We start from the raw sequence: 15,086 nt of genomic DNA, 5'->3' as shown, positions 1-15,086 counted from the left end.
TGTGGGACTCCCGTTGCGGTATACCCCCCGGTTGTACCCCAGCAGGCGCCCGTGGCCTGTCGCGGCGCAGGCATTTGCGCCTTGCTCCTACACGCTGCGCCCGGCCAGAAAAAAGGGCACCGCCACCCCGTGGCGATGCCCTTGCCCCAAAAACCGGCGCGCCTGCGGCGCCCGCCCGCTCAGTTGGACTGTGCCAGCTGATCCAGGATGGCGGGGTTTTCCAGCGTGCTGGTGTCCTGGGTGATCTGCTCGCCCTTGGCGATGGAGCGCAGCAGGCGGCGCATGATCTTGCCGCTGCGCGTCTTGGGCAGGTTGTCGCCGAAGCGGATGTCCTTGGGCTTGGCAATGGGGCCGATCTCCTTGGCCACCCAGTCGCGCAGCTCCTTGGCGATCTGCTTGGCCTCTTCGCCCGTGGGACGCGGGCGCTTGAGCACCACGAAGGCGCAGATGGCCTCGCCCGTCAGGTCGTCGGGGCGGCCCACGACGGCGGCCTCGGCCACGAGGTCGGTCTTGGCGACCAGGGCCGACTCGATCTCCATCGTGCCCATGCGGTGGCCGGAGACGTTGAGCACGTCGTCGATGCGGCCCGTGATACGGAAGTAGCCCGTCTTGGCGTCGCGCACCGCGCCGTCGCCGGCCAGGTAGGTCGTGCCGCCCATTTCCTCGGGGAAATAGGCCTTCTTGAAGCGCTCGGGGTCGTTCCAGATGGTACGGATCATGCTGGGCCAGGGGCGCTTGACGACCAGCATGCCACCCGAGCCATTGGGCAGATCCTTGCCCGTCTCGTCGACGATGGCCGCTGCGATACCCGGCAGCGGCAGCGTGCACGACCCGGGCACCAGCGGCGTGGCGCCCGGCAGCGGCGTGATCATGTGACCGCCGTTCTCGGTCTGCCAGAAGGTATCCACAATGGGGCAGCGCTCGCCGCCCACGTTACGGTAGTACCACATCCATGCCTCGGGATTGATGGGCTCGCCCACGCTACCCAGGATGCGCAGGGATGTCAGGTCCCAGTTCTTCGGATGCACCGCTGCGTCGGAGTCAGCCGCCTTGATGAGCGAGCGGATGGCCGTGGGCGCGGTGTAGAACACGGTGACCTTGTGACGCTCGATCATCTGCCAGAAGCGGCCTGCGTTCGGGTAGGTGGGCACGCCCTCGAACACGACCTGCGTGGCGCCCGCGGCCAGCGGGCCGTAGGCGATGTAGGTGTGGCCCGTGATCCAGCCGATGTCGGCGGTGCACCAGAAGATGTCGCTGGGCTGGATGTCGAAGGTCCACTCCATCGTCTGCTTGGCCCACAGCAGGTAGCCGCCGGTGGAATGCTGCACGCCCTTGGGCTTGCCGGTGGAGCCCGAGGTGTAGAGGATGAAGAGCGGGTGCTCGGCACCCACGGGCACGGGCGCGCATTCGGTGGACTGGCCGGCCAGCGCCTCGGCGAAGGTCTTGTCGCGACCCGCGACGCGGTTCCAGGTGGTGGGCGTGCGCTCATAGACCAGCACGGTCTTGACCGACTCGCAGCCGCCCATGGCAATGCCCTCGTCCACGATGGACTTGAGCGGCAACTCCTTGCCGCCGCGCAGCTGGTAGTTGGCCGTGATCACGGCCACGGCGCCCGCATCGATGATGCGCTCCTGCAGCGCCTTGGCCGAGAAGCCACCGAACACCACGCTGTGCGTGGCGCCGATGCGCGCGCAGGCCTGCATGGCCACGACGCCCTCGATCGTCATCGGCATGTAGATCACCACGCGGTCGCCCTTGGCGATGCCCTGGGCCTTGAGCGCGTTGGCGAACTGGGCCACGCGGGCCAGCAGTTCCTTGTAGGTGACCTGGGTGACGGTGCCGTCATCCGCCTCGAAGAGGATGGCCGTCTTGTTCTCGACCGCCGTGCCCATGTGCCGGTCGAGGCAGTTGGCGCTGGCGTTGAGTTCGCCGTCATCGAACCACTTGTAGAACGGCGCATTGGACTCGTCCAGCGTGCGCGTGAAGGGCTTGGTCCACTGCAACTGCTCGCGCGCCAGGCGCGCCCAGAAACCCTGGAAGTCCTGCTCGGCCTCGGCGCACAGGGCCTCGTAGTCGGCCATGCCGGACACGCGGGCCGCCTTGACCAGGCTGTCCGACGGCGGGAAAACGCGGTTCTCCACCAGCACGGACTGGATGGCATTGGTAGGTGCATTCATGGTCTTGTCTCCTGAAGCTAAGAATTTTGTGCGGTACTGTCGGTCTCGGTACTTACAAGCCACTGACGGTGCGGAGCTTAACCCGCGCAACCCGCGGTTCGACTGCCCCTAAAATCGCGCGCCAAGCCATTTCTGACGCCCTTTCCGTCTCCATGACCTCCCCCCACCCCACCCCCGCCGGCATGGCCAATGCCCCGCTGCGCCCGCTGCCCTCCCTCATCTTCGCCAGCCGCTGGCTGCAACTGCCGCTCTACCTGGGCCTGATCGCCGCCCAGGGCGTGTACGTGTGGCATTTCCTGGTGGAGCTGTGGCACCTCGTGGAGGCCGCATTCGGCAACCAGGCGGCACTGCAGGCGCTGATCACCAGCATCGGCTACAAGCCAGACGCCCCCATCACCGCGCTCAATGAGACGGTGATCATGCTCGTGGTGCTGGCGCTGATCGATGTGGTGATGATCTCCAACCTGCTCATCATGGTGATCGTGGGCGGCTACGAAACCTTCGTGAGCCGCCTGGGCCTGCAAAGCCACCCCGACCAGCCCGAATGGCTGGGCCATGTGAACGCCTCGGTGCTGAAGGTGAAGCTGGGCCTGTCGATCATCGGCATCAGCTCCATCCACCTGCTCAAGACCTTCATCAACGCCCCCAACTACAGCGAGAAGGTGCTGATGTGGCAGACCATCATCCACGTCACCTTCCTGCTCAGCGCACTGGCCATCGCGCTCACCGACAAGCTGCTCCACGCCCCGGACGAAAAGCACTGACCGGCATCGCCGCCGCACCCCAGCCCATCCCCGCCACGGCGGCGGATGGGTTTTTTTATGCCAAAAAAGGGCTTCTTTCCGCACCCACCAATCGCAATAAGCTATATATTTAATAGCAGAAATCGCCGCCCCCTAGAACCATCGCGCGCCATTACCACATTTATAAAAACCTATTTTTTGACTTAAAAACACTGAATCAATATACTTTTCCGGTGTTTTACAACCTGCAATGCAGGTAATTCGCTCTTTTCCGGCTTTCTGTCACCGGGGCGAATCACTGAGCCGGCGGGCCGCCACTGTGCTGGCGGCTTCCGGCGCCGCGGCCGAAGCTCCGGCCCCGATGCCCAGGATGTCCTGCCGCCGCCGCGCGGCGCCGAGGCATCCGCGTGAGCGCGCAAGTCCTCTGACCGACCTCTTGTGCCACGCACCCAGGCCCTTGCGCACCTTTTCGCGTGCCATTCGGGCCGATCTGGCCACTCTCGTGTCCGCCCTCTTCCCGGCCCCGTCGGCCGCGTGCGCCCATTGAGGACGCCCGCGCCCCGGCGCAGCCACCGCATCGGGGTCGCGCATGTTTGCGCAGCGCTTCGGCCTTCGTGCCCCTGCCGCCATTGGTGCGGCCGGGGTGAGTTCAACCCGTATCAACCGAGGGAGGAACCACACTGTGGCCAAACAAATCATCATCGACCGCGTGTTCAAGGTCTTCGGCGAAGCGCCGCAAGAAGCGCTGGACCTCGTGCAGCAGGGCCTGAGCAAGCAGGACATCCTGGCGCGCACCGGCCATTCGATCGGCGTGTTCGACGCCAGCTTCACCATCGAGGCCGGCGAGATCTTCGTCGTCATGGGCCTGTCGGGCTCGGGCAAGTCCACGCTGGTGCGCATGCTCAACCGGCTGATCGAGCCCACCAGCGGCCGCATCCTGGTGGACGGGCAGGACATCAACGGCCTGAGCGACCGCCAGTTGCGCGCGCTGCGGCGCAAGGACATCAGCATGGTGTTCCAGTCGTTCGCCCTCATGCCGCACATGACGGTGCTGGACAACACGGCCTTCGGCCTGGAGCTGGCCGGCGTGGACCGCGCCGAGCGCCAGGCGGCCGCGCAGGCGGCGCTGGAACAGGTGGGCCTGGGCGCCTGGGGCGCCTGCTACCCCGACGAGCTGTCGGGCGGCATGCAGCAGCGCGTGGGCCTGGCGCGGGCGCTGGCGGCGGACCCCTCCATCCTGCTCATGGACGAGGCCTTCTCGGCGCTGGACCCCATCATCCGCACCGAGATGCAGTCCGAGCTGCTGCGCCTGCAGCAGATCAAGCGCCGCACCATCGTCTTCATCTCGCACGACCTGGACGAGGCCATGCGCATCGGCGACCGCATCGCCATCATGAAGGACGGCCATGTGGTGCAGGTGGGCACGCCCGACGAGATCCTGCGCTCCCCCGCCAACGACTACGTGCGCAGCTTCGTGCGCGGCGTGGACGCTGCCGCCGTGTTCAAGGCCAGCGACATCGCGCGCCAGGCGCTTACCGTGGTGTCCGAGCATGACGACCGGGGCTGCCGCGCCGCGCTGCGCCTGCTGGAGGATTCCGACCGCGACCACGCCTACGTGCTCAACAGCCGCAAGCGCTTTCTGGGCGTGGTGTCGTCGCAGTCGCTGCGCGCCGCGCTGCAGGGGCGCCAGGGCGCGCTGGGCCTGCGGCAGGCCTTCCTGCCCGACGCCCCGCCGCTGGACGCCGCCACGCCCGTGGCCGACCTGTTCGGCCCCATGTCCACCGCGCCCTGCCCGCTGCCCGTGGTGGACGAGGCGGGCACCTACCTGGGCGTGGTCAGCCGCACCACGCTGATGAAGTTCCTGGACCGCGACACGCCGCCCGTGCCGCCGCCACAGGCCGAGGTGCCGCCCGTCCAGCTCAACCCGCATTTCCCGGCGCGCGCCAGCAACCCCGTGGCGCCCGCGCACTGAGAACCCCACCAGGAGAAGACGCATGAACCACATGGCGCAAGACCACGGCACCGCTGCCTTCGACGACCCATGGACCGCCGCCGCGGACGGCGCCCCGGCGCCCGATGCGCCCCCCGCGCAAATGCAGGCCGCCGACCCCTGGGCCACGCCGGGCGACAGCCCCACCGCCGGCGCCGACTGGCTGGACGGCAGCGCCGCGCCTGCGCCGGCCGATGACGCGGGCCTGGCCGGCCTGTGGCAGCAGATCGCCACCGACGGCCTGCCCGTGCAGGGCTGGATCAACGACAGCCTGCACTGGGTGGTGGAGAACTTCCGCCCCTTCTTCCAGGCCGTGCGCGCGCCCATCGACGCCACGCTGAACGGCGTGACCGACATGCTGCTGGCCGTGCCCTGGCCCGTGCTGATCGGCCTGCTGGCGCTGCTGGCCTGGCAGTTCGCCGGCCGCGCGCTGGCCGCCGGCGCCGTGGTGTCGCTGGCCCTGGTGGTGCTGCTGGGCATCTGGCCCGACGCCATGGTCACGCTGGCGCTGGTGCTCACCTCGCTGCTGTTTTGCGTGGTCATCGGCCTGCCCCTGGGCATTGCGCTGGCGTCGAGCGACCGCGCCCAGCGCTGGACCCGCCCGCTGCTGGACGCCATGCAGACCACGCCCGCCTTCGTGTACCTGGTGCCCGTGGTGATGCTGTTCGGCATCGGCAACGTGCCCGGCGTGATCGTCACCATCGTGTTCGCGCTGCCGCCGCTGGTGCGCCTGACCAACCTGGGCCTGCGCCAGGTGCGCCCGGACCTGATCGAAGCCAGCCGCGCCTACGGCGCCTCGCCCCTGCAGCTGCTGTGGAAGGTGCAGCTGCCGCTGGCCATGCCCTCCATCATGGCCGGCATCAACCAGTCGCTGATGCTCTCGCTGTCCATGGTGGTCATCGCCTCCATGATCGCCGTGGGCGGCCTGGGCCAGATGGTGCTGCGCGGCATCGGCCGCCTGGACATGGGCCTGGCCACCGTGGGCGGCCTGGGCATCGTGCTGCTGGCCATCGTGCTGGACCGCATCACCCAGGCCATGGGCCAGCCCCGCCGCGCCAGCGCCCGCTGGTGGCACACGGGCCCCGCCGGGCTGCTGCTGCGCGCGCTGCGCGGCAGGCCAGCCCCCCACGCCGAACCCGCCGCTCCCGCACCAGCCCCCGAACGCCAGCCCCTGCCGGCCACCGCGCGCGAATCCACGGCCTGAAGGCCGTGGGCACACGCAACCACCGTTCCACCACAAGAAAGGGATTTCAAGGATGACAACCACCGTTTTCAGCACCACCGCCACGCGGCGCAGCCGCCCCTTCGGCCACCGCCTGCGCGCCGGCCTGGCCGCCACGGGCCTGGCCCTGGCCTGCACCGGCGCCCTGGCCGCCGACCTGCCCGGCAAGGGCGTGAAGGTGCTGCCGCTCAAGAGCTCGATCGCCGAGGAAACCTTCCAGACCCTGCTGGTCATGAAGGCACTGCAAAAGCTGGGCTACGACGTGCAGCCCATCCAGGAGGTGGAATACCCCACGGCCCACATCGCCATCGCCAATGGCGACGCCACCTTCATGGCCGACCACTGGAACCACCAGCACGCCGACTACTACAAGAACGCCGGCGGCGATGCCAAGCTCTACCGCAAGGGCATCTATTCGGACAATGCCGCGCAGGGCTACCTGATCGACAAGAAGACGGCCGACGCCCACAAGATCACCAACGTCGAGCAGCTCAAGGACCCGAAGATCGCCGCACTGTTCGACTCCAACGGCGACGGCAAGGCCGACCTGACGGGCTGCACGCCCGGCTGGGGCTGCGAGGCCCTGATCGAGCACCACCTCGACGCCTACGGCCTGCGCGGCACCGTCACGCACCAGCAGGGCACCTACTCCGCGCTGATCGCCGACACCATCACCCGCTACAAGGCCGGCAAGCCCGTCCTGTACTACACCTGGACGCCCTATTGGGTGAGCAACGAACTCAAGCCCGGCCGCGACGTGGTGTGGCTGGAGGTGCCGTTCTCCTCCCTGCCCGGCGAGCAAAAGGGCCTGGACACGAAGCTGCCCAACGGCAAGAACTACGGCTTCGTGGTGAACCAGCAGCAGATCGTGGCCAACAAGGCCTGGGCCGCGCAGAACCCGGCCGCCGCCAAGCTGTTCGAGGTGATGCAGCTCAACGTGGCCGACATCAACGCCCAGAACCACCTGATGAGCCGCGGCCAGAACAAGCCCGCGGACATCGAGCGCCATGTGAACGGCTGGATCAAGGCCCACCAGAAGACCTTCGACGGCTGGATCACGCAGGCCCGGGCGGCCGCGCGCTGACGCCGGCATTCGCAAGAATTTGTATCAAATGCGGATGTAGCGCCCGTCCATCAAGCGCTAGAAGCTATTAATTTAATAGCACAAAACCACCGCAACGCAAGCCGCGCGCCCGCCCCGGCGCCGCTGCCCCGTCGTTGCCAATGGTTGCATTAACCCCCGGGCCGCCGCCGCGGCCCGGCGCGGTGCCATGCCATCCTCGGTGCCTACCGACGGCCATGCGCACCCCCTCTATTCACCTGCCCCACCTCACCCTGCAAGGCAAGGCCTTCGCCGCGCTCTCGGCGCTGCTGGTGGTGATGCTGCTGCTCTTCGTGGGCTTCTCCCTGCTGGGGCTGCAGCGCGGCCTGGGCCCCTATGTGGCCGAGGTCGAACTGGCCCGCATGGACTGGCTGGCCTTCCGCCTGCAGGCCGCCTACACCCAGCAGGGCGGCTGGCAGACGCTGCGCGAACAGCCCGGGCTGTGGCGCGAGCTGCGCCGGCCGCGCAACCTGCACATGCCCGTCTTCGGCCCCGCGCAGGCCGGGCCCGAACCCCTGCTGCTGCCGGGCGCCGCCCCCGGCGCGGCGCCCGGCGGCGTCCCGCAGCCCGTGGATGCGCTGTCGCGCCGGCTGGGCGTGGTGGATGCGCAGGGCCGGCTCGTCGCCGGCGCGGCGCCCGTGCCCGGCGGCGCGCGCACCGCGCTGCGCGACGGCGACGGCCGCCTCATCGGCCACCTGGTGCTGGCACCGCTGGACGGCCTGGAGCGCGACGCCGACCGCGCCTTCCTGGCCAAGCAGCTCGGCTTCGTGATCTGGAGCGGCGTGGCCGGCCTGGTGCTGGCGCTGCTGCTGTCGTGGTGGCTGGCGCGTCGCTGGCTGCACCCCATCGACACGCTGATCGAGGGCGCGCAGGCCATTGCCGCGGGCCGCCTGCACACGCGCGTGCCCGAACAGGCCGACAGCGAAGAATTCACGCGCCTGATCCACACCTTCAACGACATGGCCGAACAGCTCGCCAGCATGGAGGCCTCGCGCCGCCAGTGGATCGGCGACACCGCGCACGAGCTGCGCACGCCGCTGGCCGCCATGCGCGCCGAGATCGAGGCCGTGCAGGACGGCGTGCGCCCCTGGGGCGACAAGACCGCGCGGCGCCTGCACCGCCAGGTGATGCGGCTGATCCAGCTGGTGGGCGACCTGCGCGCCAGCGTGGACATGACGGGCGGCGAGCCGCCCGCCCCGCTGGTGCCCGTGCAGCCGCTGGCGCTGCTGCGCGAGGCCATGGCCGGCATGCAGTCGCGCTTCGACCAGACGGGCGTGGCCCTGCACGCGACGCCGGAGCTGCTGGCGCTGGCGCGCCAGGGCATGCCGCAGGTGCGGGGCGACGCGCAGCAGTTGCACCGGGTGTTCCTGAACCTGCTGGAAAACAGCCTGCGCTACACCGACCCGGGCGGGCGGCTGCAGATCACGGCCAGCGTGCAGCGCAACGGTGGGCGCCCGCAGCTCGTCCTGCGCCTGGACGACACCGCGCCCGGCGTGGCCCCGCACGAGCTGCCGCACCTGTTCGAGCGCCTGTTCCGCGCCGAGGCCTCGCGCCACCGCGCCACGGGCGACCTGGGCGGCTCGGGCTTGGGCCTGGCGATCTGCCGCACCATCGTGCAGGCACACGGCGGCCACATCGAGGCCGGCGCCTCCCCGCTGGGCGGCCTGTGCATCACCCTCACCCTGCCCCTGCTGGAGGCCCCGCCGCCATGACCACCGCCAAGCGCATCCTCGTCGTCGAAGACGAAGACGACATCGCCGACATCGTGCTCGACTACCTGCGCCACGCGGGCTTTGCGCCCGAACACGCGGCCGACGGCCGCGCGGCGCTGGCGCAGCTCACGGGCCCCGCGCCGCCCGACCTCACGCTGCTCGACGTGATGCTGCCCGGCATCGACGGCCTGGAGGTGCTGCGCCAGGCGCGCCGCCACACGGACAGCCCCATCATCATGCTCACCGCCCGCGTGGAAGAGGTGGACCGCCTCATCGGCCTGGAGCTGGGCGCGGACGACTACATCTGCAAGCCCTTCTCGCCGCGCGAGGTGGTGGCGCGCGTCAAGGCCGTGCTGCGCCGGCGCGCCCCGCCGGCCGATGCGCCGGCCAACGCCATCCACGGCGCCCTGGCGCTGGACGAGCCGCAGCAGCAGGCCACGCTGCACGGCACGCCCGTGCCGCTCACACCGCGCGAGTTCCAGCTGCTGCAGACGCTGATGGCGCACCACGGCAGCGTGCTGTCGCGCGCGCAGTTGCTCGATCTGGCCTACCACGGCGACACGCAGGACCTGAACGAACGCGCCGTGGACAGCCACATCAAGAACCTGCGCCGCAAGCTGCGCGCGGCCGACACGGCGGGGCACGACTGGATCCGGTCCGTCTACGGCGTGGGCTTTGCGTTCAATCCGCCGGACGACGCTGCGGCCGCCTAGCGCCACGGGTCTCGCCACCCTCTGGGCGCATCACTCCTGATTCAATAGCTGCTTACGCTTTACCAGCAAGCACCTCAGGCCAATTCCACCCCAAAAATCGGCCTATTGCCGCCGCTTCGCGCGGGGCATCGACCACTGGGATGGCTACCGGCCTTGACAAAAACGAACGGTCGTTCGATAAAATGGCAGTTTGCGCCGCCCTGTCCCTCTCCGCCCATGCACGCCTCTCTGCGCTTCAGTGTCGACACACCGCTCCAGCGCCCCCTGCTGACCCAGCAGGAGCGCGAGGCGATCAACCGTGGCCCCTGGTTCGCGTCGCTCACGCCCTCGCTGCGGCACGACATCTTCCGCCTGGGCCGTGTCACGCGCCACGCCCATGGGGATCTGATCGTCGAGCAAGGGCGGCTCACCCACGACTGGTTCGCCTGCGCCAGCGGCGCCCTGCGGTTTCGGCGCACCACCCCCGCCGGCAAGCTGGTCACGCTGGCCTACGTGGAGCCCGGCATCTGGGTGGGCGAGGCCGAGGTGCTGTACGGCCGCCCCTGCACCTACGACGCCCATGCCCACGGCCCCACCACGCTGCTGAGCGTGCCCGAGGCGTCCTTTCGCGCCCTGCTGCAGGAGCACCCCTCGTTCGGCGAGGCCCTGCTCACGCTGCAGGCGTGGAGCATGCGTTCCCTGTACTGCATGATGGAAGACATGGCCACGCTGCCGCTGCGCGCGCGCCTGGCCAAGCAGTTGCTGCAGCTGCTGCAACGCTTCGGGCCAACCCTGGTGGAGCCCGGCGAGAGCCGCCCCATCGGCCTGTCCCTGGCGCAGGACGAACTGGCCTGCCTACTCGGCGGCTCGCGCCAGCGCGTGAATGTGGAGCTCAAGTGGCTGGAGCGCGAGGGCCTCATCAGCGTGCGCCAACGCGGCATCGAGGTGCACGACGTACCCGGCCTGCAGGCGCTGGTCGACCAGGCCACGGCGGACGGCGGCGACGCGGGCGGCTGAGCCCGCGATCCTCAGCGCCCGACCATCCGCTCGGGCACCACCCAGGCGTCGAACTGCGCGGGCGTCACATGGCCCAGCGCCAGCGCCGCCTCGCGCAGGCTCGTGCCCTCCTGGTGCGCCTTCTTGGCGATGGCGGCCGCCTTGTCGTAGCCGATATGGGGGTTGAGCGCCGTCACCAGCATCAGCGAACGCTCCACCAGCTCGGCGATGCGCTCGCGCTGGGGCTCGATGCCCACGGCGCAGTGGTCGTGGAAGCTCACCATGCCGTCGGCCAGCAGGCGCACGCTCTGCAGGAAGTTGTGCGCCACCATGGGGCGGAACACGTTCAGCTCGAAGTTGCCCGAGGCGCCGCCCACGTTGATCGCCACGTCGTTGCCCAGCACCTGTGCGGCCAGCATGGTCACGGCCTCGCACTGCGTGGGGTTGACCTTGCCGGGCATGATGGACGAGCCCGGCTCGTTCTCGGGGATGGTGATCTCGCCGATGCCGCTGCGCGGGCCGCTGGCCAGCCAGCGCACGTCGTTGGCGATCTTCATCAGGCTGGCCGCCAGCGCCTTGAGCGCGCCATGCGCCGCCACCAGCGCGTCGCAGTTGGCCAGCGCCTCGAACTTGTTGGGCGCCGTCACGAACGGCATGCCGGTCAGTTGCGCCAGCTCCGCCGCCACCTGGACGGCATAGCCCTGGGGCGCGTTGAGCCCCGTACCCACGGCCGTACCGCCCAGCGCCAGCTCGCACAGGTGCGGCAGGGCGCCCTGCACATGGCGCTCGGCATGCTGCAGCTGCGCCACCCAGCCCGAGAACTCCTGCCCCAGCGTGAGCGGCGTGGCGTCCTGCAAATGGGTGCGGCCGATCTTCACGATGCCGTCGAACGCCTGGGCCTTGGCCTGCAGCGTGGCCCGCAGCCGCTCCAGCGCGGGCAGCAGCCGGTGCGTGATCGCCTCCACGGCCGCCACATGCATGGCCGTGGGGAACACGTCGTTGCTGGACTGGCTGCGGTTCACGTCGTCGTTGGGGTGCACCAGGCGCCCCTCGCCGCGCACGCCGCCCATGATCTCACTCGCGCGGTTGGCCAGCACCTCATTCACGTTCATGTTGGTCTGCGTACCCGAGCCCGTCTGCCAGACCACCAGCGGAAACTCGTCCGCGTGCCGCCCGGCGATCACCTCGTCGGCCGCGGCCACGATGGCGTCCGTCCGGCCCGCGTCCTGCAGGCCCAGCGCATGGTTCACCCGCGCCGAGGCGCGCTTGACCTGGGCCAGCGCGCGGATGAGTTCGCGCGGCTGCCGCTCGCCCGAGATGTCGAAGTTCTGCAGCGAGCGCTGCGTCTGCGCGCCCCACAGCCGGTCTGCCGGCACCTCGATGGGGCCGAAGGTATCGCGTTCGATGCGGGTGCTGGTCATGGCGTGCAGGCTTTCTGATCTAAGGGAAGGAAAGGCGGGTGAGATGCACACGACGGGGCGCACAGGGCGCCCGACGCAGGCCCATTTCACCGCATTCCAGCGCGCACCGGAAGGCCGGCGCCCCACGGGCAGTAGGCCCAATCGGGCGCGCGGCCCGCCGGCCCTGCGATGCCGCTGCCGTGGCGGCATTTGTCCCCGCACCAGGGTCCTGGCGGGGAGGGGGCGATAATTGCGGGCGTCCCGTTTCACAGAACCTCTTCCCACATGACCACGACCATCCGGTACAACGACCTCGTGGAGTCCGTAGCTGCAGCGCTGCAGTACATCTCCTACTACCACCCTGCCGACTACATCCAGCATCTGGCCCGCGCCTACGAGCGCGAGCAGAGCCCCGCGGCCAAGGATGCGATGGCACAGATCCTCACCAACTCCAAGATGAGCGCCACGGGCCACCGCCCGATCTGCCAGGACACGGGCATCGTCAACGTGTTCCTGAAGGTGGGCATGGACGTGCGCTGGGAAGGCTTCGCCGGCGGCCTGGAAGACGCCGTCAACGAGGGCGTGCGCCGGGGCTACAACCACCCCGACAACCAGTTGCGCGCCTCCGTGGTGGCCGACCCCCACTTCGCCCGCAAGAACACCAAGGACAACACGCCCGCCGTCATCAACGTGCAGATCGTGCCCGGCAACACCGTGGACGTGACCGTGGCCGCCAAGGGCGGCGGCAGCGAGAACAAGTCCAAGATGGTCATGATGAACCCCAGCGACAACCTGGTCGAATGGGTGCTCAAGACCGTGCCCACCATGGGCGCCGGGTGGTGCCCGCCGGGCATGCTGGGCATCGGCATCGGCGGCACGGCCGAAAAGGCGGTGCTGCTGGCCAAGGAAAGCCTGATGGAAGACCTGGACATGTACGAGCTGCAGGCCAAGGCCACGCGCGGCGAGAAGCTCGACCAGGTCGAGGAGCTGCGCCTGGAGCTGTACGAGAAGGTCAACGCCCTGGGCATCGGCGCACAGGGCCTGGGCGGCCTGTCCACCGTGCTGGACATCAAGATCAAGATGTACCCCACGCACGCGGCCTCCAAGCCCGTGGCCATGATCCCCAACTGCGCGGCCACGCGCCACGCCCACTTCGTGCTGGACGGCTCGGGCCCCGTGTACCTGGAAGCGCCTTCGCTGGACCTGTGGCCCAAGATCGACTGGGAGCCGGACTACAACAAGTCCAAGCGCGTCGACCTGAACACCCTGACCAAGGAAGAAGTGGCGAGCTGGAAGCCCGGCGACACGCTGCTGCTGAACGGCAAGATGCTCACCGGCCGCGACGCCGCGCACAAGCGCATCCAGGACATGCTGGCCAAGGGTGAGAAGCTGCCCGTGGACTTCACCAACCGCGTGATCTACTACGTGGGCCCCGTGGACCCGGTGCGCGACGAGGCCGTGGGCCCCGCCGGCCCCACCACCGCCACGCGCATGGACAAGTTCACCGACATGATGCTGGAGAAGACCGGCCTGATCGCCATGATCGGCAAGGCCGAGCGCGGCCCGGTGGCCATCGAGAGCATCAAGAACCACAAGAGCGCCTACCTGATGGCCGTGGGCGGCGCCGCCTACCTGGTCAGCAAGGCCATCAAGGCCGCCAAGGTGGTGGGCTTTGAAGACCTGGGCATGGAAGCCATCTACGAGTTCGACGTGGTGGACATGCCCGTGACCGTGGCCGTGGACGCCGGCGGCACCAGCGCTCACGTCACCGGCCCCGCCGAATGGCAAAAGCGCATCGCCAGCGGCGAGTTCAAGGGCATTGAGGTCGCCACGGCCTGACGCCCCCCGCCCATCCCTCCCGCCCACGGGAAAGGGATGGCGCGATGCCTAGCCCCCCCAAAACCGCCCCAGGGCGGTTTTCTTGTTGTGGGGTGGGCGCCCCGCCACGGCGCATCGGGCACCTGCTGGTACAAATACGGGGCACCGCCGGCATCGCAGCCGCAAGATGCTTTGAAACCCAAGGAGCCCGATGCCCATTGCCACCCACAAAGCCGACTTGCTGAAGGAGCTGGAAAGCGCCTACGCCCGCTTGCACGAAGAGGCCGCCTCCATCCCGCCTGCCCAGGAACGCTGCGCCGGACTCGAAGGCGGCATCTCGCCCTGCGACCTCATCGCCTACCAGATCGGCTGGGGCAGGCTGCTCCTGTCGTGGGACGCGCTGGAGGCCCGGGGCGAAGCCGTCGACATGCCGGCACCCGGCTTCAAGTGGAACCAGCTCGGCCTGCTGGCAAACTCCTTCCACCAGGCCCGCAGCGGCCATACACTGGAGCGCCTGCTGGCGGCATTCGAGCTGCTGGTCGGCCGCATATGGCGGTTCATCGACACCTGCACCGAAGACGAGCTGTTTCGCATCGGCATGCGGCATTGGGCCGGCGAGAAATGGCCCGTGGCCAAATGGATTCAGGTGAACACCATCGCCCCGTACAAAAGCGCCCGCACCAAATTGCGCAGGTGGAAAAAATCGGCCCCCTCGCACCCCTGAATCCGCGCCCCGACCGCGCCCACCGGTAACCCCATGCAGACGATCGACGACCAGGCAGAACTGAGCAGGCACAGGCAAGAGGCGGTCTTGCTGCTGTTCGGCGGTCAGGCCTGCGGCGTATGCCAGGCGCTGAAGCCGAAGCTGGAGGCCCTGCTGGCAGACGAGTTTCCGGCGCTGGAGAGCTATTACATCGACTGCCAGGGAGCCGCATCGGGGCTTTGCGCGCAGGAGGGCGTGTTCTCGCTGCCCGTGGTGCAGGTGTGGTTTGGCGGGCGCAAGTTCGCCGAGTTCGGGCGCGTGTTCTCCCTGGGCCAGCTGCGCGAGGCCATCGCGCGCCCTTACCAGATCGCCTTCGGGTGACCGGATACCGGCGCAGGCCCAAAGCCTCGCCCCCAGCCCGGAAAATGGCCCCGGGGCCCGTGTTTTCCGGCACATTCCGACGCTGCCGGGGCGCTGGCGCCGCCGGCCCGGGGTGGACGGCCCGAGGGAACCTCGCGGCCGCGCCGCAAT

The 15,086-nt window shown here is 69.0% G+C and carries 12 protein-coding genes; 10 read left to right on the top strand and 2 right to left on the bottom strand.

The window, feature by feature from the left end; translation table 11 throughout:
* Positions 1-179: 179 nt before the first annotated feature.
* A complete protein-coding gene (acs, locus tag BP68_RS11905) occupies positions 180-2,177 on the bottom strand; it encodes an acetate--CoA ligase (RefSeq protein ID WP_496371969.1) in 1,998 nt (665 codons plus the stop codon).
* A gap of 152 nt (positions 2,178-2,329) precedes the next feature.
* On the opposite strand from acs, the gene BP68_RS11900 reads away from it, so the two are divergent.
* The 7 genes from BP68_RS11900 to BP68_RS11870 all read left to right on the top strand — a co-directional run bounded on the left by BP68_RS11900 (position 2,330) and on the right by BP68_RS11870 (position 10,655).
* Positions 2,330-2,941 (top strand): TIGR00645 family protein, encoded by a 612-nt coding sequence (locus BP68_RS11900; RefSeq protein WP_496371967.1) that lies wholly within the window; start codon positions 2,330-2,332, stop codon positions 2,939-2,941.
* Between the two features lie 661 nt (positions 2,942-3,602).
* Positions 3,603-4,892 carry a glycine betaine/L-proline ABC transporter ATP-binding protein ProV gene (gene proV / locus BP68_RS11895; protein WP_496371965.1) on the top strand — a complete coding sequence of 430 codons (1,290 nt, stop codon included), beginning with the start codon at positions 3,603-3,605 and terminating at the stop codon, positions 4,890-4,892.
* A 22-nt stretch (positions 4,893-4,914) separates the two neighbouring features.
* The gene (proW, locus tag BP68_RS11890; protein ID WP_496371963.1) at positions 4,915-6,114 is read left to right on the top strand and encodes a glycine betaine/L-proline ABC transporter permease ProW; all 1,200 of its coding nucleotides are present in this window, start codon (positions 4,915-4,917) and stop codon (positions 6,112-6,114) included.
* 52 nt (positions 6,115-6,166) lie between these two features.
* Complete coding sequence (proX, locus tag BP68_RS11885; protein ID WP_496371961.1) at positions 6,167-7,216, top strand: glycine betaine/L-proline ABC transporter substrate-binding protein ProX; 1,050 nt, start codon at positions 6,167-6,169, stop codon at positions 7,214-7,216.
* Between the two features lie 215 nt (positions 7,217-7,431).
* Positions 7,432-8,946: an ATP-binding protein gene (locus tag BP68_RS11880; protein WP_496371959.1), complete on the top strand. Its 1,515-nt coding sequence runs from the start codon at positions 7,432-7,434 to the stop codon at positions 8,944-8,946.
* On the top strand, positions 8,943-9,659 hold the full coding sequence (locus BP68_RS11875) for a response regulator (protein ID WP_496371957.1): 717 nt from the start codon (positions 8,943-8,945) through the stop codon (positions 9,657-9,659). Before BP68_RS11880 ends, BP68_RS11875 begins: the two co-directional genes overlap by 4 nt.
* A gap of 216 nt (positions 9,660-9,875) precedes the next feature.
* Entirely contained in the window at positions 9,876-10,655 is a 780-nt protein-coding gene (locus BP68_RS11870) for a Crp/Fnr family transcriptional regulator (RefSeq protein WP_496371955.1), read from the top strand.
* 11 nt (positions 10,656-10,666) lie between these two features.
* On the opposite strand, the gene fumC is transcribed toward BP68_RS11870, so the two are convergent.
* Positions 10,667-12,055 carry a class II fumarate hydratase gene (gene fumC / locus BP68_RS11865; RefSeq protein WP_496371953.1) on the bottom strand — a complete coding sequence of 463 codons (1,389 nt, stop codon included), beginning with the start codon at positions 12,053-12,055 and terminating at the stop codon, positions 10,667-10,669.
* A 264-nt stretch (positions 12,056-12,319) separates the two neighbouring features.
* Between fumC and BP68_RS11860 the strand changes: the two genes are divergently transcribed.
* From BP68_RS11860 to BP68_RS11850, 3 genes are all read left to right on the top strand, one after another.
* Positions 12,320-13,873: a fumarate hydratase gene (locus BP68_RS11860; protein ID WP_496371951.1), complete on the top strand. Its 1,554-nt coding sequence runs from the start codon at positions 12,320-12,322 to the stop codon at positions 13,871-13,873.
* Between the two features lie 190 nt (positions 13,874-14,063).
* Positions 14,064-14,576: a ClbS/DfsB family four-helix bundle protein gene (locus tag BP68_RS11855; RefSeq protein WP_496371949.1), complete on the top strand. Its 513-nt coding sequence runs from the start codon at positions 14,064-14,066 to the stop codon at positions 14,574-14,576.
* Between the two features lie 33 nt (positions 14,577-14,609).
* A complete protein-coding gene (locus BP68_RS11850) occupies positions 14,610-14,936 on the top strand; it encodes a thioredoxin family protein (protein ID WP_496371947.1) in 327 nt (108 codons plus the stop codon).
* Positions 14,937-15,086: the final 150 nt, after the last annotated feature.

The organism is Diaphorobacter oryzae DSM 22780 (assembly GCF_059568935.1).
The sequence above is the reverse complement of the archived record's forward strand: the minus strand, read 5'-3'. Positions and strand labels throughout refer to the sequence as shown.